This is a genomic window from Thalassospira sp. GO-4 (genome assembly GCF_023588965.1).
In the GTDB taxonomy this organism is placed as follows: domain Bacteria; phylum Pseudomonadota; class Alphaproteobacteria; order Rhodospirillales; family Thalassospiraceae; genus Thalassospira; species Thalassospira povalilytica.
On the sequence record NZ_CP097807.1, the window covers coordinates 3,269,878 to 3,289,065 of the forward strand.

At 55.2% G+C, this 19,188-nt stretch carries 20 protein-coding genes; 14 read left to right on the top strand and 6 right to left on the bottom strand.

Annotated elements, in window-relative coordinates:
- Positions 1–19: 19 nt before the first annotated feature.
- On the top strand, positions 20–982 hold the full coding sequence (locus M9H61_RS15130; protein ID WP_250281417.1) for an ABC transporter substrate-binding protein: 963 nt from the start codon (positions 20–22) through the stop codon (positions 980–982).
- A gap of 72 nt (positions 983–1,054) precedes the next feature.
- Here M9H61_RS15130 and M9H61_RS15135 read toward each other — a convergent pair whose 3' ends face one another.
- From M9H61_RS15135 to hemC, 4 genes are all read right to left on the bottom strand, one after another.
- Positions 1,055–2,488, bottom strand: coding sequence for a heme biosynthesis protein HemY (locus M9H61_RS15135; protein WP_250281419.1), 1,434 nt, complete (start codon positions 2,486–2,488; stop codon positions 1,055–1,057).
- Complete coding sequence (locus M9H61_RS15140) at positions 2,485–3,957, bottom strand: mitofilin family membrane protein (RefSeq protein WP_250281421.1); 1,473 nt, start codon at positions 3,955–3,957, stop codon at positions 2,485–2,487. The genes M9H61_RS15135 and M9H61_RS15140 overlap by 4 nt, the downstream gene beginning before the upstream one ends.
- A gap of 40 nt (positions 3,958–3,997) precedes the next feature.
- On the bottom strand, positions 3,998–4,681 hold the full coding sequence (locus M9H61_RS15145; protein WP_250281423.1) for a uroporphyrinogen-III synthase: 684 nt from the start codon (positions 4,679–4,681) through the stop codon (positions 3,998–4,000).
- 75 nt (positions 4,682–4,756) lie between these two features.
- Positions 4,757–5,701 (bottom strand): hydroxymethylbilane synthase, encoded by a 945-nt coding sequence (gene hemC, locus M9H61_RS15150; protein ID WP_101246521.1) that lies wholly within the window; start codon positions 5,699–5,701, stop codon positions 4,757–4,759.
- 318 nt (positions 5,702–6,019) lie between these two features.
- On the opposite strand from hemC, the gene tsaD reads away from it, so the two are divergent.
- From tsaD to M9H61_RS15175, 5 genes are all read left to right on the top strand, one after another.
- Positions 6,020–7,078, top strand: a complete 1,059-nt coding sequence (tsaD, locus tag M9H61_RS15155; protein WP_250281425.1) for a tRNA (adenosine(37)-N6)-threonylcarbamoyltransferase complex transferase subunit TsaD — start codon at positions 6,020–6,022, stop codon at positions 7,076–7,078.
- A 60-nt stretch (positions 7,079–7,138) separates the two neighbouring features.
- The gene (locus M9H61_RS15160; protein ID WP_114112345.1) at positions 7,139–8,143 is read left to right on the top strand and encodes an NAD(P)H-dependent glycerol-3-phosphate dehydrogenase; all 1,005 of its coding nucleotides are present in this window, start codon (positions 7,139–7,141) and stop codon (positions 8,141–8,143) included.
- Positions 8,144–8,256: 113 nt separating this feature from the next.
- On the top strand, positions 8,257–8,535 hold the full coding sequence (locus M9H61_RS15165; RefSeq protein WP_101246519.1) for a YciI family protein: 279 nt from the start codon (positions 8,257–8,259) through the stop codon (positions 8,533–8,535).
- Positions 8,536–8,538: 3 nt separating this feature from the next.
- Complete coding sequence (locus M9H61_RS15170) at positions 8,539–8,952, top strand: EVE domain-containing protein (RefSeq protein WP_101246518.1); 414 nt, start codon at positions 8,539–8,541, stop codon at positions 8,950–8,952.
- Positions 8,949–9,284 carry a Rieske (2Fe-2S) protein gene (locus M9H61_RS15175; RefSeq protein ID WP_250281427.1) on the top strand — a complete coding sequence of 112 codons (336 nt, stop codon included), beginning with the start codon at positions 8,949–8,951 and terminating at the stop codon, positions 9,282–9,284. Before M9H61_RS15170 ends, M9H61_RS15175 begins: the two co-directional genes overlap by 4 nt.
- A 39-nt stretch (positions 9,285–9,323) precedes the next feature.
- Here M9H61_RS15175 and M9H61_RS15180 read toward each other — a convergent pair whose 3' ends face one another.
- On the bottom strand, positions 9,324–10,142 hold the full coding sequence (locus M9H61_RS15180) for a carboxylesterase (RefSeq protein ID WP_250281429.1): 819 nt from the start codon (positions 10,140–10,142) through the stop codon (positions 9,324–9,326).
- Between the two features lie 116 nt (positions 10,143–10,258).
- Here M9H61_RS15180 and M9H61_RS15185 point away from each other — a divergent pair, with 116 nt between their 5' ends.
- The 4 genes from M9H61_RS15185 to M9H61_RS15200 all read left to right on the top strand — a co-directional run bounded on the left by M9H61_RS15185 (position 10,259) and on the right by M9H61_RS15200 (position 13,646).
- The gene (locus tag M9H61_RS15185; protein ID WP_371922192.1) at positions 10,259–11,413 is read left to right on the top strand and encodes a glycosyltransferase family 4 protein; all 1,155 of its coding nucleotides are present in this window, start codon (positions 10,259–10,261) and stop codon (positions 11,411–11,413) included.
- Positions 11,410–12,441 carry a glycosyltransferase family 9 protein gene (locus M9H61_RS15190; protein ID WP_250281431.1) on the top strand — a complete coding sequence of 344 codons (1,032 nt, stop codon included), beginning with the start codon at positions 11,410–11,412 and terminating at the stop codon, positions 12,439–12,441. Before M9H61_RS15185 ends, M9H61_RS15190 begins: the two co-directional genes overlap by 4 nt.
- 231 nt (positions 12,442–12,672) lie before the next feature.
- Positions 12,673–13,188 (top strand): translation initiation factor IF-3, encoded by a 516-nt coding sequence (gene infC, locus M9H61_RS15195; RefSeq protein ID WP_101246514.1) that lies wholly within the window; start codon positions 12,673–12,675, stop codon positions 13,186–13,188.
- A gap of 53 nt (positions 13,189–13,241) precedes the next feature.
- On the top strand, positions 13,242–13,646 hold the full coding sequence (locus M9H61_RS15200; protein WP_101246513.1) for a response regulator: 405 nt from the start codon (positions 13,242–13,244) through the stop codon (positions 13,644–13,646).
- A gap of 104 nt (positions 13,647–13,750) precedes the next feature.
- Here M9H61_RS15200 and M9H61_RS15205 read toward each other — a convergent pair whose 3' ends face one another.
- On the bottom strand, positions 13,751–14,710 hold the full coding sequence (locus tag M9H61_RS15205) for an AEC family transporter (protein WP_250281433.1): 960 nt from the start codon (positions 14,708–14,710) through the stop codon (positions 13,751–13,753).
- Between the two features lie 253 nt (positions 14,711–14,963).
- Here M9H61_RS15205 and rpmI point away from each other — a divergent pair, with 253 nt between their 5' ends.
- The 4 genes from rpmI (at position 14,964) to pheT (ending at position 19,140) form a co-directional block, all read left to right on the top strand.
- Complete coding sequence (rpmI, locus tag M9H61_RS15210; protein ID WP_044829755.1) at positions 14,964–15,161, top strand: 50S ribosomal protein L35; 198 nt, start codon at positions 14,964–14,966, stop codon at positions 15,159–15,161.
- Positions 15,162–15,178: 17 nt separating this feature from the next.
- Complete coding sequence (gene rplT, locus M9H61_RS15215) at positions 15,179–15,535, top strand: 50S ribosomal protein L20 (protein ID WP_101246511.1); 357 nt, start codon at positions 15,179–15,181, stop codon at positions 15,533–15,535.
- Between the two features lie 121 nt (positions 15,536–15,656).
- Positions 15,657–16,727 (top strand): phenylalanine--tRNA ligase subunit alpha, encoded by a 1,071-nt coding sequence (gene pheS / locus M9H61_RS15220; protein WP_101246510.1) that lies wholly within the window; start codon positions 15,657–15,659, stop codon positions 16,725–16,727.
- Positions 16,728–16,731: 4 nt separating this feature from the next.
- Positions 16,732–19,140, top strand: coding sequence for a phenylalanine--tRNA ligase subunit beta (pheT, locus tag M9H61_RS15225; RefSeq protein ID WP_206926589.1), 2,409 nt, complete (start codon positions 16,732–16,734; stop codon positions 19,138–19,140).
- The last annotated feature ends 48 nt before the right edge of the window (positions 19,141–19,188 follow it).

Below are 19,188 nucleotides of genomic sequence, written 5' to 3' on the forward strand. Positions count from 1 at the left end.
CCGATTGATTGGAGTTCCCATGCACAAGCTGTTTTTGACCCTGGCGCTGATTGTTGCGAGCGGACTGGCACAAGCACAAAGTCACGATGTGCAGGATGATCGCGGGCGTACCGTGCCCATGCCCGATACGCCCGAACGTATTGTTGTCTTGCAAGAACCGCTATTGGGGATTCCGATCCTTGAACTTGGGCTTGATATTGTCGGGTCTTACGGGCGCAACGATGATGGCAGTTCGATGTTGCGGGTCGATTTCATCAAGACCGTTCTGGGCAAGGATGGCGCTGATCTGGGGATTTCTGGTATCGGTCCGCTGGGGAATATTGACCTTGAAAAACTGAGTGCCCTGAAACCGGACCTGATCATTGGCGGGGAAAGTGACGCGGATAAGGCCGATATCCTGTCATCTGTCGCACCGGTTTATCTCAAAAACATCCGGACCCCGGATATCACCGGGTTCAGCACCCAGCAAAAACTGGCAGATCTTCTGGGCGTATCGGATCATTTCGATGCCCTGATGGCCGACTATAAAAGCCAACTTGATGATGTGCGTGCCAAATTGCCCGAAGCCCCGGACGGAAAGACGTATCTGGCGGTGATCATTTATGACCAGATCAATGTCGTCAGCAACATGTCCGGTGTCATTCAGGCGATCGAGGATCTGGGATATCGTCGTGCAGACCTTCAAGGCAGTGGCAAGGCATCGGGCTATGGCCAAGGCTTCGCCGTGCCCCTGAGTTCCGAACAGTTCGCCCGCCTTAATCCTGATATTCTGATTATTATGAACAGTTATGTCAGCGCGGATCGTGGTCAGGCTGCCATTCGTGACCGGTTGAATGCCATTGTGCCCGGATGGGATCGTTTCCTGCGCCCCCACAAGGAAGGCCGGGTTCTTTATCTTGATTCGGTTGCCGTAACCACGCCAACGGTCGCCAGTGCGCGGCACACGCTTGATGCAATCGAAGCCTGGGCGACATCGAAATAGCATGGCTGATATAAACCAAACCCCCGCAACATGGTTGCAGGGGTTTGTTTCTTTGTCCGGGCCAGCACGATTTTAAATCGCGGGCTGGTTGCCTTTTGACGGCTGATCGGTCGGGGACGGGGCATCGTCATTATCATGGTCAATGACGGTGCCATCCTGTTCCAGTGCGACCGGATCTTTTGCACGGGTGTCAGGTGATTTGGCTGTGTTGTCCTGATGGACGCGCAGCGGGGCACGCCAATCTACGCTGCCAAATGAATGGCAGGACGGGCAGGATACGACCCAGCGATCAGTTTCCGCACCACACGCCCCGCAACGCCAATCCGGATCAGGATTGGCGTGGCTGGCCTTGATCAACAGATCGCGGGCCTTTGCGCCATCCTGATTTTCACGCAATTCCAGATCGGCCAGAAGCCGGTAATGGCGTGCCTCGGCTTTTGATGCCATCGCCTTTTCAAGGTTGCTGCGCGCAACCCCCCAAAGGTCCGCTTCAAGGGCGGCTTCGGCAAGGACGATCTGGCTTTCAACATGTTCGGGATTGGTTGCCACCAGCTTCTCAACCGATTTGACTTGTAGCAGCGGGTCGCCGGTCAGGGTTTCACGATAAATGGTGCCCAGTGCTGCTGACGGCGCAACACGCCAGCTTTGCATGACAACGTCACGGGCCTTGGCATCCTGTTTGAGGTCACGATAAAGACCCGCCAGCAGGACGGCCGCGCCGGTGAATTCGGCGGATGCGCTTAATGCCTTGCGCAGGAGTTTGATCGCCTCGGCATTTTCACCAGCCGCAATGGCGTCTTCGGCCTTGGCTGTGATCAAAAGGGCGCGACGACGTGTCAGTTCCTGTTCATCGAACACCGATGCCTTTTGCGCATCCACCAGCAGGCTTAATGCACGGTCCCAGCGTCGCGACGTCAGCAACAAGTCAAACAGGGTCACGATTACCGCCGGGTTGCGCGGACGCAAACGGTGGGCCCGTTCGGCGTAATCAAGTGCCGCTTCGCGGTCATCGGCCTTAAGGGCCAATTGCAACAGTCCACGCAGGCCGAAAAATGCCGAGTCCGGCTTTTCAAGCATCGCTTCGAACTGGCGTTTGGCAGCGTCGTTATTGCCATCCAGTTCGGCGGCCTGTGCTGTCAGAAGACGGGTCAGGGTGTCATCTTCAAGATAACGGTCAACCGCACGGGTATGTTTAAGGGCCTGACGCACATCGCCCGATGCCAGTTCAAGCAACCCCATGGTCAATGCCTGTTGGCCCTTTTTGCGGCGACGACTGCCAAGCAAACGCCCGATCCAGCCCGGCGAATTTGCAATCATTGTCCAGCCACGCCAGACCAGGACCAGCACCACGGTCAAGGCCAGAAGGCCAAGTGCAACCATGCCGATCGATCCGTCAAACCGGTATCCCAGCCAGACAATCGTCATATTGCCCGGATTTTCGGCAAACCAGACGGTGCAGAAAACCAGAACAGCCGTGATCAGAATAAAGGTCAGAAGACGGATCATTGGCTGTCCTCCGCCCCGGTCAGAAGGCCGATGGCGTGGGCGCTAAGGGTTGCAATCGACGCGTTAAGGGTCTGACGGCGTTTAGCTGCATCGAGCCAGTCACTTACAGCAGCCTGTGCATGTTCACCTTCGACGCCGTTAAGTGCGGCGACTGCGCCATCAAGGTCATCTTGTGCCAGGGCGTTTTCTGCCAGAACAAGACGTCCCTCAAGGGATTCTTCGCCTGCGGCATCGACACGGCGGATCGGAACCAGCTTTTTGATGTTGGCCCAGGTGGCATCAAGGACACTCCCTGAATGATCGTCGGTCGCTGCGGCAACGGCCTCTTGCGCCATGACGGGGAACGACTGACGCAGTTTTTCGATGGTCGGTGCACCCTGTTCGGCAAGCGGTTTAAGGGTTTCGATCTGATCAAGGATCACGGCGTCATCGCCGGCACTGCGTTCAAGCTGATTAAGGGCAATCATGAACGGTCCACCCCGCTGAAGCGCATCACGCAGGATGGTAACGGCCATGGCGATGGCCTGACCACGGCTTTCGACGCGAAGGCCGGTGGTGGCACGAACTTCTTCTTCCATGGTCGACAGGCGGGCGGACAGTTCGCGCATTTCATTGGCCACACCGGCCAGTTCGCTTTCGACGCGTGCCAGTTCCTCGATCGGGGCGGTACGGGTCTCGATCTCGGCCATGCGGCGGGCAACCGTATTGTTAAGTGTGTCGCCACGTTCGCTGTTCAGTCGTTCACGCAGCGCATTGATCGTTCCTTCAAGACGCGAAAGTCGTTCGGTCAAATCGGGATCGACCACAACCGCCCCGTCCGGGATCGGTGCTGCGTCGGCTGTTTCGCTGTCCATGCCGGTTACGGTCGGACGGGATTCTTCGTCGGTTTTGACTTCGGCGTCATCCTTTTCGGCCATTGCGGCATCTTCGCTTGGTGCCGGAATGGTGTTTTCTTCTGATCCGCCTGCGGCTTCCGGCGCGTTGGTGACTGTGATTTCACCATTTTGCGGATTGTCTGCGTCAAAGCCGTCCGGCGCAATTTCAGCCAGAATATCGTTGGGGACAAACTGTGCCAGATGCGGCTGGGCATCGCGCCACCAGATTGCGCGGGTCAACCAGCCAGCTGCCAGGCCGCCAACAATGATCAGGACAAAGATGACAATTGCCTTGCCACCGGCACCCTTGCGGGCTGCTGTGCTTGCCGGTTTTTCGTCCTGTTGCTTTGCACCTGTCGATGTGGAACCAGGCTTGGTGGCATCCGCCTTTGCCGGATTTTCGGCCTTGGGACTGCTATCGGGTTTCTTTGCCGAATTGTCGGAAGAGCCGGGTTTTGATGCGGGGGTTGCATCTGCTTTTTTGGGGTCCGGGCTGGCATTGCCCTTGCTGTCAACGGAAATGGTTTCAGTTGGCTTTTCCGTATCGGTCGACTTTGCGGAAGCGTTGGTTTTTGGCGTTTCTGGTGTTTTCACGATCGGACCATTGCAGTTTGCGGTTATTCCCAAAACGGCGTCAGGTACGGCAAGCCGTTACGACGGACCCTAATAAGGAAAGAAGGTATTCTTGTGTCGGTTGTGATGCAACGTGCGTTCTATGCCATGTAAGGTCTGAGATCTTCGATTGCACTGCCGGGCTGAGGCAAATTGCATTCACCCCGGCTAGGTCACCTTCAAGTTTATAGCTTTGAACAAGCTTAACAAAGGTTTCCGCAGTGCGGGGAGAGAAAAATAAAACTGCATCAATGTGATGACGGCGAATGGCCGTCAGTACATCTTCGGGCAGTTCATCACTTGCGATTGCTTCATAAACTGTCTGGCGATCGATTTCATACCCGTCATTGCGCAACATCGTGCCCAGATCGCCGGCTGTTTTACGTGCCGCAGGATGAAAAAGCGGCCCATCAGATGCCATGACTTTCTGACGAATAAGGGTAGCAAGGTCATGAATGTCGCCATTTGCCGAATGAACGGAATTGAAACCCGCCTCCTGGCACATGCGTGCCGTGGCATCGCCGACACAAAATGCCGGTAAAGTGCGCTCGCTGCTAAGACCGATAAAGGCACGTACACCATTGGCAGATGTGAAAATCAGCCCCTGATAGTGGCTGATATCAAGTGGATTTTGTCGTGCCGGGAACGAGATATGCAGCATCGGAGCAGACAGGTGGCGGTAGCCGCGCGCATCAAGCGCGGCCACAAGGTCGGCAGAATCGGTTTCGGGCCGGGTATTTAACACCAAGGGTCCCATCTGCGTTCCCGTCCATTTATGGGATCAGGCCGAAATAAAGTCGGGCCCGCCACGTTGCTTCAATTCTTCACCGGCGTCTGTGCCGGCTGCCGCGGCGGATGCCATATCGGGTTTGGCAATCAGGCGTTCGGTATCAAGTCGTTCACTGCCATCCGGGCGCACAATGCTGACACGCAAGCGCATGCTGCCATCGTCGTTGAATTCTGCCAGTGCGGCAATCGGGGTGCGGCATGAACCGTCCAGTGCCTTGAGTGCGGCACGTTCTGCCGCCACGCGAATGGCCGATTTTTCACAATGAAGGGCGGCAAGCCAATCTTTGGTCTGTTGGTCTTCTTCGCGGATGGTAATGCCAATCGCACCCTGTGCGACTGCGGGCAACATGTCATCTTCGGCGATTGGTGCGGTTGCGATCTCCGGCTGACCCAACCGGTTAAGTCCGGCCATCGCAAGCAGGGTGGCGTCAACCTGTTCCTCGCCCAGCTTGCGCAGGCGGGTCTGAACATTGCCACGGAATGTCACGACTTTCAGGTTCGGATATTTGTTCAGGATCATTGCCTGACGGCGCAGGGACGCCGATCCGATGACAGACCCCGCCGGCATTTCGGCAAAGCTTTTATATTTCAGCGAAATAAACGCATCGCGGACGTCTTCGCGCGGCAAAATGGTCGGCAGGATCATGCCATCAGGCAGGACTGTCGGCACATCCTTCATGCTATGAACGGCAAGGTCAATTTCGCCCCCCATCAGGGCGTCATCGATTTCCTTGGTGAAAAGGCCCTTGCCGCCAATTTCGGACAAGGCACGATCAAGGATCTTGTCGCCGGTCGTGGTAATCACGGTAATGGCGATTGCACCGTCTTCTGCAAGTTCGGGATGCGCTTTTGCCAGTTTGTCACGGACCTCATGTGCCTGGGCAAGAGCCAAGGGTGAACCACGGGTACCGATGCGAAGTTTTGCTGTATCTGTCATGGCAGGAGTCTTAGTCGTAAAATCGTTTGGAAACAAGGTTCGCCAGCGGAAATCGGGTGCGAATTTTCCGGTCTGTCTATGGTGATGATAGCAACTGATTAGTTGCGCGCATTGACTTATATCGCGCGTGCTGTGGTGTTGGCGATGCGGAGGATTTGGATGAAAATTGCCGAAGTTGGGCGTGAAGCGCGATAACTGCATATGGCAAATGCGCCCGTCGGGGGTGGAAAGCAGGCAAACTTTCCGCTACATCATCGCCAGGCGTATTATTGTATTCCGATTGCCGACTGTTTGGCACACCCTGACCGGATCAGACCCATGATCGTACTTGGTATCGAAACAAGCTGTGATGAAACGGCCGCTGCTGTCGTCAATGACAAGCGCGAAATTCTGGCAAACCGTGTTTTGTCCCAGCTTGACGATCATCGTCCCTATGGCGGGGTTGTGCCCGAAATTGCCGCGCGCGCCCATCTCGAACATCTTGACCGGCTGGTCGCCGAGGCCATGGATGATGCCGGTGTCGATTTCGATGATCTTGATGCGGTTGCCTGCACCGGCGGGCCGGGGCTTATCGGCGGGGTGATGGTTGGCACCATGACGGCCAAGGCCATTGCCTTTGCCGCCAACAAGCCGTTTCTGGCGGTCAATCATCTTGAAGGTCATGCGCTTACCGTGCGTCTGACCGATGATGTTGCATTTCCCTATTTGCTGTTGCTGGTCTCTGGTGGTCATTGTCAGGTTCTGATTGTTGAAGGTGTTGGAAAATACAAACGGATTGGCACAACAATTGATGATGCGGTCGGCGAAGCTTTTGACAAGACTGCCAAAATGATGGGTCTTGGCTATCCGGGCGGTCCCGCCCTGGAAAAGATCGCGGTAAAGGGCGATCCGGATCGTTTTGGCCTGCCGCGCCCGTTGCGCGGCCGTCCGGGCTGTGATTTTTCGTTTTCCGGGCTCAAGACCGCTGTTCGCACATATATGGACGGTTTTCCGGTCGATCAGCAAACAGACGAAGTCAAAGCCGATCTTGCCGCATCTTTCCAGCGCGCTGTCGGTGATACGCTGATTGATCGGGCGCGCAATGCAGTGTTTGAATTCATGCGCGATTACCCGACGGGCAAAACGCTGGTTCTTGCCGGCGGGGTTGCCGCCAACAAATATCTGCGCGGCCGTTTGACGGAATTGACAGATCAGGCGGGGATGCAGCTTGTTGCGCCGCCACTTGATCTTTGCACCGATAATGCCGCGATGATCGCCTGGGCCGGGTTGGAACGGTTCCGGCTTGGCGAACGCGATGATCTTGATTTCAAGCCGCGTCCGCGTTGGCCACTCGACCCCGAAGCCCCCAAAAGACCCGGTGCTGGCGTCAAGGCCTAGTGGCTTTCAGGGCAGGTTACCACGATACGAAACGACTTTATTTTTGCCGGAACAATGAACATGAAAAAGCGCATTACAGTTGTTGGTGGCGGTGCCTGGGGAACGGCTCTTGCGGTGCAGGCGGTGCGTGCGGGCGAAGATGTCGAACTGATCTTGCGCAATCCCGACCTTGCGGACCGGATCAACAATAACGGCGAGAATGACTTTTACCTGCCCGGTATTTCGTTGCCAGGTGCGCTTCGCGCGACAACAAACTATGACGGTATTCGCGATTCAGATGCTGTGCTTCTGGTTACGCCAGCACAGCATTTGCGTGAAACCCTGACCCGGTTTGCCGCGCACTGGACGGATAATCTTCCGGCGGTGATTTGCTGCAAGGGAATTGAAAAGGAAACCGGTGCCCTGATGGCGCAGGTGGTCAATGAGACCCTTGGCAATGTGCCGGTTGCGGTGCTTTCCGGGCCAACATTTGCACAGGAAGTCGCGGTTGGCCTGCCCGCTGCGATCACGCTTGCCTGCGAAGACCGGGTGCTTGGAAAACGACTGGTCGATCTTATCGGGACCCCGGAATTCCGTCCTTATTTCAGTACCGATGTTGCCGGTGTCGAAGTTGCAGGCGCAATCAAGAACGTCCTTGCGATTGCAAGCGGTGTGGTTGCCGGGCTCAAGCTTGGTGACAATGCGCGCGCAGCCCTGATTACACGGGGAATTGCCGAAATGTCGCGCCTTGCTGTTGCGATGGGCGGACGGGTTGAAACCATGATGGGGCTGGCGGGTCTTGGTGATTTGACCCTGACCTGTACCGGTACGCTTTCGCGCAATTACACCTTTGGCGTTGCCCTTGGCGAAGGCCGCAAGGCCAAGGATATTCTTGCAGAACGTCGTTCCGTGACCGAGGGCGTTCATACCGCTGCGTCCATTACGGCGGTTGCGGCAAAATACGGTGTTGAAATGCCGATCTGTGCCGCGGTCGATCAGGTCGCAAACCATAATGCCGATCTGCGCAGCACGATTAACGCCCTGTTACAGCGTCCGTTCCGCGATGAACTGGAAAGTGCCGGCTGACGTCGGGCTGCTGTTTGTGCAAGCCTTGTAGTTCCGATTGGTTCGGCTTGAGAATGTCGGGTGGTTCTGTCACTTTATGGCCATTGATCCCATAAAGAAGCAGGAAACAGTCCATGCATTTCTATATCCGTTGCGTTGATAAGCCCGGTCATCTTGATGTCCGCAAGGCCAATCGTGATGACCATCTTGCCTATATCAAGGGTGGCTTTGCTGATCGTATCGTTGCGGCTGGTCCGACCCTTGATCCCGATCTTGAGGGCATGAACGGTTCGGTCTTTATCATCGAGTTCGATAAAATCGAAGATGCCCGCGAGTTTGCGGCCAATGACCCCTATGCCAAGGCCGGGCTTTTTGAATCGGTTGTAATCCGCCCGTTCAAGAAGGTGTTCTGATCCATGGCATATTGGCTGGTCAAAACCGAACCGGGAAGCTGGTCGTGGGACGACCAGGTCAAGAAAGATGTCGAAGGCTGGGATGGTGTGCGTAACCATCAGGCCGCGAAGAATTTGCGCACCATGAAAATCGGTGACAAGGCGTTCTTTTATCATTCGGTGAATGAAAAACGCATTGTTGGCATTGTTGAAGTGGTGCGCGAATTCTATCCAGATCCGACCGATGCGACTGGCAAGTTCGTGCAGGTTGATTTCAAGACGGTCAAGCCGTTCAAAACTCCGGTGACCCTTGCCGATATCAAGGCTGATCCGCGCTTTGCCGAGCTGTCATTGCTTAAACAGTCGCGCCTGTCTGTGATGCCGATTGATGATGCCTCTTGGGCGGCGATCTGTGAAATGGGCGGGGTGACACCGTGATCAGTCTTCCGGAATCCGGGACCGTTTTATGCGCACTTTCTGATCTTGATGCGACCGGTGCCAAAGGCATCAATCTTGCCGACACCGGTATCTTTGTCGTTCGAAGCGGTGGTGATGTGTTTGGGTATGTAAACAGCTGCCCGCATATCGGTGTGCCGCTTGAAATGGAACCGGACGAATTCATCAGTGATTTTGGTGAAGAAATCATCTGTTCAACCCACGGCGCACGGTTCCGCATCGAAGACGGGGAATGTGTTTCGGGTCCTTGCACCGGTGATGTTCTTGAACCGGTCGCAGTAAAGATCAAAGGCGAGAACGTGGTTCTCGCCTGATCGGAAAGTTGATGTTTTCGGATGATCGAAACGGCGATTCTAGGTTCCCTGGGACGCCGTTTTTGCAATCAGATCATCCAGGTGACCGGTAATGACATCAAGCTGATCGGGTTCCGACAAGCGATGATCACCGGTCTTGATAAGATCAACCCGAACATCATCGCCGACCAGTGCCTCGGTCAGGCGAATGGCGGTTTGCCAGGGCACATCGGGGTCTTGCATGCCTTGTACCAGCCGGACCGGACAGCAAAGATCAATCGGCTTGCGCAGCAAAAGCTGGTTGCGGCCATCCTCGATCAGATCACGCGTGATGGTATAGGGATCATCTCCGTATTCCGTGGGTTCGATCAGCGCACCATCCTCAAGGATCGCTTTTTTCTGTTCTTCACTGAATTGTGCCCACATCAGATCTTCTGTGAAGTCCGGCGCTGCTGCAATCCCGACCAGACCTGCGACCCGTTCCTTGCGTGCTAGCGCGGTCAGAAGCATGATCCATCCACCCATTGACGATCCGACCAATATCTGCGGGCCAGTTGTGATTTCATCAAGAATGGCAATGGCATCGCTGGTCCATTTGCCGATCGTCCCGTCTGCGAATTTCCCCGACGATTGTCCGTGACCGGAATAGTCAAAGCGGGTATAAGCCACCCCCTGCCGAACGCAGTGTGCCTCAAGGTGCGTGGCCTTGGTGCCGGTCATGTCCGACATGAAGCCGCCAAGGAACATCACGCCGGGAGTATTGGGGGCCTGTACGTCAGATGGCTTGCCCGGCACGTGATGGTATGCGATTTTTAACCCGTCAGGCCGGTCAAGAAATTGGGGCTTTTCACGCTGTGGCGTCGGCATGTCATGTGTCATCCGGGGCGGGATCCTTGGGTGTTGATGGTTGGAGTTGCATGAGCGCGTCAGAAGTAATGACAGAAACAGTCTATCGAACCGAGCCCCGAGTGCAAGACGGGGACTATCGTCCTGCCGTGATTCTGCAAGTGCTGCCCGAACTTGATGCCGGCGGGGTGGAGCGCGGTACCGTCGATATTGCGCGTGCCATCGTCGATGGTGGTGGCAAGGCTCTTGTCGCATCGCAAGGCGGGCGCCTTGAGCGTGAACTGGCCCGTTTTGGCGCCAAACACATCAACCTGCCGCTCAAATCCAAAAACATTCTGGTGATGCGCAGAAATATTGACGCGCTGGTCAAGATGATCCGGGAAGAAGGGGTTGATATCATTCACGCCCGGTCACGGGCGCCTGCCTGGAGCGCGTATTTCGCGGCACGCAAGGCCGGCATTCCCTTTGTCACGACGTTCCACGGTACCTATTCCGGCTATACCAATCCGTTCAAGCGCCGTTACAACGCGATCATGACCATGGGCGATCAGGTGATTGCGATTTCCAAGCATATCGCCAATCACATCAACAAATATTACAAGGTTGATCCGGATCGGCTGAACATTGTGCCACGTGGTACGAATGTTGATCTGTTTAATCCGGAAAATGTCAGTCAGGAACGCCTGATTGCGCTCTCGACCCAATGGCGTCTGAATGGTGAAGAATATGTCATCATGATGCCAGGTCGGATCACGCGCTGGAAAGGGCACAGTTTCCTGATTCGTGCCCTGCCGGCCGTCCTTGAAGAGCTGGGCCACCGAAAGGTGCGTTGCCTGATTGTCGGATCGGACCAGGGGCGAACAGCCTACCGCGAGGAAATCCTGCAATTGACCCGCAAGCTGGGTGTTGAGGACGTGGTGCATATCGTCGACCATTGTGCCGATATGCCTGCTGCTTACATGTTGGCAGATGTTGTTGCGTGTCCGTCAGTAGAACCTGAGGCTTTCGGTCGTATTCCATCCGAGGCCCAGGCCATGGGGCGGCCGGTTGTTTCAACAGCCCATGGTGGCGCGATGGAGACGGTCTTGCCTGGCGAAACCGGTTGGCTGGTCAGTCCGAACGAGGTCGATCAGCTATCCCGTGCATTGATTCAGGTCCTGAGCCTGACGCCGGAAAAACGGGCAATTCTGGCGAGCAAAGGACGCAATCACGTGATTGCGGAATATTCGCTTGAACAGATGGCTGAGCGGACCTTGCGGGTATACGCCAAGGCGCTCAAGCGCGTTACCAGGAACGCAGTATGACCGATCAAAAAATTGAAACCGGCCAGGATCCTGCGATTTCTCTCGCGGTTGACGATGGTGCTGTGTCTGCAACAGAACCGCATCGCGAGCGGATTCTTGTTATCAAGCTGTCGGCGCTTGGGGATGTCATTCTTGCCTTGGGGCCGTTTGAGGCCATTCGGGCAGCACATCCCGATGCGCATATCACCGTTTTGACCACCCGTCCCTATGTCGATCTGATGAAGGCAAGTGGTCATTTTGACTCCATCGCCATTGATCGCCGCCCCAAACTGAGCCAGCCGCGTGAAGTTCTGGCACTGCGCCGTTTTCTGCGCAATGGCAGGTTCGATCGGGTGTATGATCTTCAGACATCAGATCGCAGCGGTTTTTATTACAAGCTGTTCTGGCCGGGCCCGAAACCGGAATGGTCGGGGATCGCCAGAGGCTGTTCGCATCCTCACGCCAATCCGCATCGGGATTCGATGCATTCAATTGATCGTATGGCCGAACAACTGCATGACGCGGGCATTTCCGATGTGCCGCTTCCTTATATTCAGGGGCCGGATATTGATCTTGAACGGTTCGGGATTCGAAGCCCGTTTGTCCTGATTTGTCCGGGCGGGGCGCCACATCGTCCGGCAAAGCGCTGGCCTGCTGAACGATTTGGTCTGTTGGCCAAGAAGCTTGCAGACTACCGTTTGACGCCGGTCCTGATCGGAACGGACAAGGAAAGTGACGTCCTTAAAAAGATTGATCAGATGTGTCCCAAGGCCAGAAACCTTATGGGACGGACCGATTTCCTTGAAATTGCATCGCTTGCCGCGCGTTCGGTGCTGACGATTGGGAATGACACTGGGCCGATGCATATCGCGGCTGCTGCGGGGGCACCGTCCATTGTGCTGTTTTCCCGCGAATCTGATCCGAAACTCAGTGCGCCGCGCGGACTTTCAAAGGATGCTGTGAGTATTATCCGCGAGAGTGATCTGCGTCAGTTGACCGTCAACCGGGTGATGGATGAAGTACGTCATCGTCTCGATCTGACAGATTAGGTGTCTTGCGCAAATGCCGTTACAGGGGCTTGTGAATAAAAGGCGCAGAAAATGGCGCTTTGCGTCCGGTTTAATTGCCTAAAAACATTGCTTTCTGAACGCACGCGGATATGCTAGGTGAGGTCGGAACGAAAACACTGTCGGATCAAGCGGTGTTTTTAGTCGTTTCTGTTTCTGACCGATTTGTTTGATTACCATAGGAGATTATCCATAGCACGACCACGCAAACCGATGCAGCCGACCAAGGAAGGTCCGCGCGTCAATGAGGATATCAAAGCCCGTTCCATCTGTGTTGTCGATGCCGAAGGCAATATGTCGGAGCCGATGACGGTGCGTGAAGGCATTGAAATGGCAGCGGAAGTTGGACTCGACCTCGTCGAAGTCGCGCCGAATGCTGAACCGCCTGTGTGCAAGCTGATCGACTACGGCAAGTTCAAATACGAACAAAGCAAGAAGCAGAACGAGGCCAAGAAGAAACAGAAGGTGATCGAGGTCAAGGAGATCAAACTCCGTCCGAACATCGACACCCATGACTACAATGTCAAACTGCGCGCCGCGCAGAAGTTTCTTGGCGGTGGAGACAAGGTGAAAGTCACGCTGCGGTTCCGCGGACGTGAAATGGCTCACCAGGATCTCGGTCTTGGCATGCTGCAACGTTTTTCGGGGGATCTCGATGATCTCGCAAAAGCGGAAATGATGCCAAAGATGGAAGGCCGTGTTATGATTATGGTGCTGGCGCCGCGTTAAGACGCGGCGTTTTGCCGTTTTGCCCCAAAGGTCCAAGCCAAAGAGGGAATGCCATGCCAGCTGGAAATGATCTTCTGATCGTTGGTGTCGATGACGATCCCAAGAGTCTGGTTCTGCTCAAACGAATCGTCGAAAGCGGCGGTTTCTCGTTTGTCGGTGTTTCCTCTGGCGCGGAGCTTCTCAAGCTTCTGAAGACCAAGCGCCCCCGTATCATTCTGATGGATATCATGATGCCGGACATGAACGGGTTTGAAACCGCGCTGAATGTGCGTACCCAGTTCCCGGATCTGGCCTGTGCCATCATTTATGTAACAGCCCGTCAGGGCGAAGAAGATCTGCGCGGCGGTGTTGCTGCGGGGGGCAATGATTTTGTTCTCAAGCCGGTCAATCGTGAAAAGCTGATGAGCCGAATCGACAAGTGGATCGGCCGCGCCCACACCATCAAAACCGCTGTTTGATCCCATAACCCCGGATCAGGCTGCAAACTTTCCTGTTAAAGTCCGTTTCGCGAAAATCAGATCGCAATGCACGTGACGTTGCCCCGTTTAAAGTCGGACGGGGGCTAGGGTGCTATGTGTTCAAGCACGCCAATGATCGGATCGATATAGAACGAAAAGATCGAAAACGTAATCACGCCCAATGCTGTCGTTACCAGCACAATCGATGAGCTGCGGACGATATATCGGTCATAGGTCGTCGCCACGACAAAAACATTGCCCGCAGTCGGCAATGCGGCCAGCAGAAATACAGCCTTTGCTTCAAGTGCACTAACGGTCCCCACCAGATAAAAGCCGACAAAAACGATCAGTGGATGGACCACCAGTTTGGCGATCGACATGGCCGCAAGCTCGGCACGTTTTTCGGCAATCGGCCGACCGACAAGGGCAACGCCAATTGCAAACAGGGCGGCCGGCCCTGCACTTCGTCCAAGCAATTCAAGCAGATAGTCAACACCATCGGGCCAGCGAATATCCATCAGGCTGGCAAACACGCCAGCCATGATCGCCAGGACAACCGGGTTGGTCAGCGTCCCGCGAATGATTTTGCCAACCGATTTGCTGCCATTGGCATGCTTGGCCCCTTCCAGTAGCAAAAGGGATAGCGACAACATCACGATCAAATCAAAGGCAAGGGCGACGATCAGCGGAACAGTGGCCTCGGGCCCCAATAACCCGATAATAAGCGGCAATCCCATAAAGCCGACATTGGACATCGTTCCGGCAAAGGCAAACAGGGTTTGGCTGGTCGGATCGAGATCAAAGATTTTGGCCGCCATCAGACGGATAAGCCCATAAACCACAAGTGTCCCCCCGCCATAAGCCAGCAGAATGTCTGGTTGCCAGATTTCTGTCGGCGTGCGGGTTGCAAGCGCGCGGAACAAAAGGGCAGGCAAGGCAAAATAAAAGACAAACCCGTTAATGCCGCGCATGCCTTCAGGCGTGACAATTTTGAACTTGCCGCCAATCCAGCCCAGACCGATCAGGGCAAAGAACGGCAAAATGATAGACGTGATTTGTGACATATGATCAGTCAGATAGCTGAAATCAGGACGCTTGCTGAGTGGATAAACAAACAAGCCTGCGCACAATGGCGGGTCAGAGCCGCAAAAAGCAAGGGGAAAGGGGCGAATTGGCCCTTGAAAAAGGCAATCCCGGAGTCTATAACCACCCGTCCCCAAAACAGGTGGTGAGGCTGGAAGGTCTGTAATGGTCCTTCAGGGCATGCCCAGCCGCCGAAGGGGATTTCGTTTTCATTGCTTATGCAAGGATAGAAAAATGCCCAAGATGAAGACCAAATCGAGTGCGAAAAAACGCTTTCGCCTGACTGCAAGCGGGAAGGTTCGTCACAACGTGGCAAACAAGCGCCACCTTCTGACTGCAAAACCGACCAAGATGAAGCGCCAGGCTCGTGGCACAGAGATCCTCTGTGACGCAGATGCCCGCATCGTCAAAAAATTCCTGCCGTACGGTTAAGGTTGAAGGAGAGTTAAATGGCTCGTGTAAAAGGGGGCGTGTCTTCACACGCTCGTCACCGCAAGGTTATTAAGGCTGCCAAGGGTTACCGCGGTCGCCGCAACAATACTTTCCGCACCGCCGTTCAGGCTGTGGAAAAAGGTCTGCAGTATGCATACCGCGATCGTCGCGTTAAGAAACGCCAGTTCCGTTCGCTCTGGATCCAGCGTATCAACGCTGGCGCACGTGAGAACGGCCTGAGCTACTCGCAGTTCATGAACGGCCTGAAGAAGGCTGGTGTTGAACTGGACCGCAAGGTGCTCGCCGACATCGCAGTGCGTGAACCGGAAGCTTTCAAAGCTCTGGTCACCCAGGCGCAGGCTGCACTCGGCTAATAAACCTTTGTCAAAAGGTTTAATCGGCACTTGCCTGATTTGATCGGGGGCGGCCATATTGGCCGTCCCCTTTCTTTTTCTTTATGTACTTTTTTAAACCCAAGCCAAAGCGTCGGAAGTTATGGAAAACATCGAAGCATTGCGCGAAGAGGTTCTGGCGGAAGTCGAAAAGGCAGTTGATCTTGCTGCTCTTGAAGAAGTCCGCATCAGCGCCCTTGGCAAGAAAGGCCGCATTACCGGCCTGATGAAAAACCTTGGCAAGATGGACCCGGATCAGCGTCGTGAATTTGGTCAGACGCTGAACCTTGTCAAAGACCAGGTAGCAGGCGCAATCGACACCCGCAAAACCGCCCTCGAAGATGCAGCCCTTGAGGCGCGTCTTGCCGGCGAACGGATCGACGTCACCCTGTCGTCACGCCCGGATGAAACCGCAGGCCGCATTCACCCGATCAGCCAGACGATTGATGAAATTGTCTCGATCTTTGGCGAGATGGGCTTTGCCCTGGCCGAGGGGCCGGACGTCGAAGACGACTTCCATAACTTTACCGCATTGAACATTCCGCCGGAACATCCGGCGCGTGAAATGCAGGACACCTTCTATCTGCCTGAACAGGAAGATGGATCGCGCCTTGTGCTGCGGACCCATACATCCCCGGTTCAGATCAGAACCATGCAGAGCAAAACCCCGCCGATCCGCATCATTGCGCCGGGTCGTACCTATCGTTCCGATAGCGATATGACCCATACGCCGATGTTCCATCAGGTCGAAGGTCTGGTCATCGACAAGAAAACCCATATGGGTCATCTGAAGGGCTGCCTGCTTGAGTTCGTCAAAACCTATTTCGAACTTGATGATGTGCCGGTCCGTTACCGTCCGAGCTTCTTCCCGTTCACCGAACCGAGTGCCGAAATGGATATCGGTTGTTCGCGCAAAGGCGGCGAGCTGAAAATCGGTGAAGGCGATGACTGGCTGGAAATTCTCGGCTGTGGCATGGTTCACCCGCGCGTTCTCGCAGCTTGTGGTCTTGACCCGAATGAATATCAGGGCTTTGCCTTTGGCATGGGGATCGAACGTATCGCCATGCTGAAATACGGCATTCCCGATCTTCGCACCTTCTTCGATACCGATCTGCGCTGGCTGAAACATTATGGTTTCGTGCCGCTGGATGTACCGAACATGGTAAGGGGCTGAGATTATGAAATTCACACTGAATTGGCTGAAACAGCACCTTGATACCGATGCATCGATCGAGGTGGTTGCCGAAAAACTGACCGATATCGGTCTGGAAATTGAAAGCGTCACCGACCGCGCAGCAGCCCTTGCTGACATTCGTGTCGCCTATATCGAAGAAGCAGGTCAGCATCCCGATGCCGACCGTTTGAAACTGTGCCGGGTCAATACCGGTGACAAGATGATCCAGGTCGTCTGTGGTGCGCCGAATGCCCGAACGGGCCTCAAGGTTGCACTGGCTCAGCCGGGCGCGATCATTCCGATCGACGGTTCCAAGCTGAAACCGGGCAAAATCCGTGGTGTCGAAAGCCAGGGCATGATGTGCTCCACCCGCGAGCTGTGCCTGGGCGAAGATCATGACGGTATCATCGAACTTCCCGAAGACGCCGAAATCGGTGCACCGGTTGCGGCTGTTCTGGGGGCGGATGATCCAATCATTGAAATCGGTCTGACCCCGAACCGCCCCGATTGTACGGGTGTGCGTGGTATTGCCCGTGATCTGGCGGCTGCCGGTATCGGCACCCTTAAGGCGGATCCGCGTCAGGAAGCGGTTGCAGGTTCGTTTGATAGCCCGATTGGCGTGACCATTTCTGGCGAGATCGCAGCAAACAACGCGGTCCCGGCATTTTATGGGCGTTATATCCGTGGCGTGAAAAACGGTGAAAGCCCGGACTGGCTCAAAGCCCGTCTTGAGGCCATCGGTCTGCGTCCGATTTCGGCACTGGTCGACATCACCAACCTTGTGACCCACGATCTTGGCCGTCCGTTGCACGTCTTTGATGCCGACAAACTGTCGGGCGATATCAATGTCCGCTATGCGACCAATGGCGAAAAGATTGCTGCCCTTGATAACAAGGAATACGAGCTTTCAGACTCCATGGTTGTCATTGCCGATCAGGCAAAGGCACTGGGCATTGGTGGCATCATCGGTGGTGAAGAGACCGGCTGCCTTGATGAAACCGTCAATGTGTTTGTCGAATGCGCGCTGTTTGACCCGATCAGCATCGCCAAGACCGGCCGTAAGCTTCAGATCAATTCCGATGCCCGTTATCGGTTCGAGCGCGGCGTTGATCCGCAGTCGATCGGTTGGGGGATGGAAGTTGCCACCCACCTGATCACCGAAATCTGTGGTGGTGAAGTTTCCCACGTTGTTAAGGCGGGCGAAGTTCCCAATCCGCGCAATGCCTTTGATCTGCGCATTGACCGGATTCTTGAGCTTGGCGGTGTTGCGGTTGAGGCCGACCGTGCAATTGAAATCCTGACCGCACTTGGCTTTGAAGTCAGCGGATCGGCCCCGGTTATTACCGCGGTTGCACCGACCTGGCGTCCGGACATCATTGGTGAAGCCGATCTGGTCGAGGAAGTCCTGCGTATTGTCGGCTATGACAAGATCCCGACTGTTGCGCTGGAACGTGAAACCAGCCTTCCGGTTCCGGCCCTGTCGCCGATGCAAAAGCGTGTCGGTCTGACCCGTCGTGTTCTGGCGTCGCGTGGTCTTTATGAAACCGTGACCTGGTCCTTTACCGACTCGCGCTGGGCAAAGCTGTTTGGCGAACTCAAAGAAGGTCTGTATCTGGCAAATCCGATCAGCTCCGATCTCGATGTCATGCGTCCGAACGCATTGATCAACATGATCGCCGCCGCGGGACGCAACCAGGCGCGCGGCTTTGCCGATCTGTCGCTGTTTGAAGTTGGTCCGGAATTCTTTGGCGATCAGCCCGGTGATCAGCGTCTGGTCGCAGCGGGTCTTCGTGCCGGTTCAACAACCCCGCGCAGCTGGACCGGTTCGCGTCGTGATGTCGATGTCTTTGATGTCAAAGCCGATGTCGAAGCATTGGTGGATGCCCTTGGTACCAATGCGGCCAACCTTCAGGTAAATACCGAAGGCGCACCGGCATGGTATCATCCGGGTCGATCGGCTGCCTTGCAGCTGGGGCCGAAAAACGTGCTTGGCTATTTCGGCGAACTGCACCCCAAAGTGCTCAAAGCACTTGGTGTCAAAGGCCGCGTCGTGGCGTTCGAACTGTTTGTTGAAAACATTCCGATGCCCAAGAAAAAAGGCACCGCACGCCCGGCACTGAACGCATCGAGCTTCCAGTCGGTCGAGCGTGACTTTGCCTTCCTGCTTGATGACGATGTCAAAGCCGAAGCCATCGTCAAGGCAGCACGCAGTGCCGACCGTGCTTTGATCACGGATGTGACGATCTTTGACCTTTATGCGGGCAAGGGCATTGAAGACGGCAAGAAGTCACTTGCCTTCTCGATTACCTTGCAGCCGACCAAGGCAACCCTGACCGAAGAAGAGATTGAAGCGGTCAGTAAAAAGGTTGTCGAAGCCGTTCAAAAGGCAACTGGTGGATCGCTGCGCGCTTAAGTGCCGCAGACCATGTAAAATCAAAACGGGCCGCGCATTGGAAAATGG

Coding starts and splice junctions, on each gene's coding strand:
- M9H61_RS15130 (WP_250281417.1), top strand. CDS start 20: ATGCACAAGCTGTTTTTGACCCTGGCGCTGATTGTTGCGAGCGGACTG.
- M9H61_RS15135 (WP_250281419.1), bottom strand. CDS start 2,488: ATGATCCGTCTTCTGACCTTTATTCTGATCACGGCTGTTCTGGTTTTC.
- hemC (WP_101246521.1), bottom strand. CDS start 5,701: ATGACAGATACAGCAAAACTTCGCATCGGTACCCGTGGTTCACCCTTG.
- tsaD (WP_250281425.1), top strand. CDS start 6,020: ATGATCGTACTTGGTATCGAAACAAGCTGTGATGAAACGGCCGCTGCT.
- M9H61_RS15160 (WP_114112345.1), top strand. CDS start 7,139: ATGAAAAAGCGCATTACAGTTGTTGGTGGCGGTGCCTGGGGAACGGCT.
- M9H61_RS15165 (WP_101246519.1), top strand. CDS start 8,257: ATGCATTTCTATATCCGTTGCGTTGATAAGCCCGGTCATCTTGATGTC.
- M9H61_RS15170 (WP_101246518.1), top strand. CDS start 8,539: ATGGCATATTGGCTGGTCAAAACCGAACCGGGAAGCTGGTCGTGGGAC.
- M9H61_RS15180 (WP_250281429.1), bottom strand. CDS start 10,142: ATGACACATGACATGCCGACGCCACAGCGTGAAAAGCCCCAATTTCTT.
- M9H61_RS15190 (WP_250281431.1), top strand. CDS start 11,410: ATGACCGATCAAAAAATTGAAACCGGCCAGGATCCTGCGATTTCTCTC.
- infC (WP_101246514.1), top strand. CDS start 12,673: ATGCAGCCGACCAAGGAAGGTCCGCGCGTCAATGAGGATATCAAAGCC.
- M9H61_RS15200 (WP_101246513.1), top strand. CDS start 13,242: ATGCCAGCTGGAAATGATCTTCTGATCGTTGGTGTCGATGACGATCCC.
- M9H61_RS15205 (WP_250281433.1), bottom strand. CDS start 14,710: ATGTCACAAATCACGTCTATCATTTTGCCGTTCTTTGCCCTGATCGGT.
- rpmI (WP_044829755.1), top strand. CDS start 14,964: ATGCCCAAGATGAAGACCAAATCGAGTGCGAAAAAACGCTTTCGCCTG.
- rplT (WP_101246511.1), top strand. CDS start 15,179: ATGGCTCGTGTAAAAGGGGGCGTGTCTTCACACGCTCGTCACCGCAAG.
- pheS (WP_101246510.1), top strand. CDS start 15,657: ATGGAAAACATCGAAGCATTGCGCGAAGAGGTTCTGGCGGAAGTCGAA.
- pheT (WP_206926589.1), top strand. CDS start 16,732: ATGAAATTCACACTGAATTGGCTGAAACAGCACCTTGATACCGATGCA.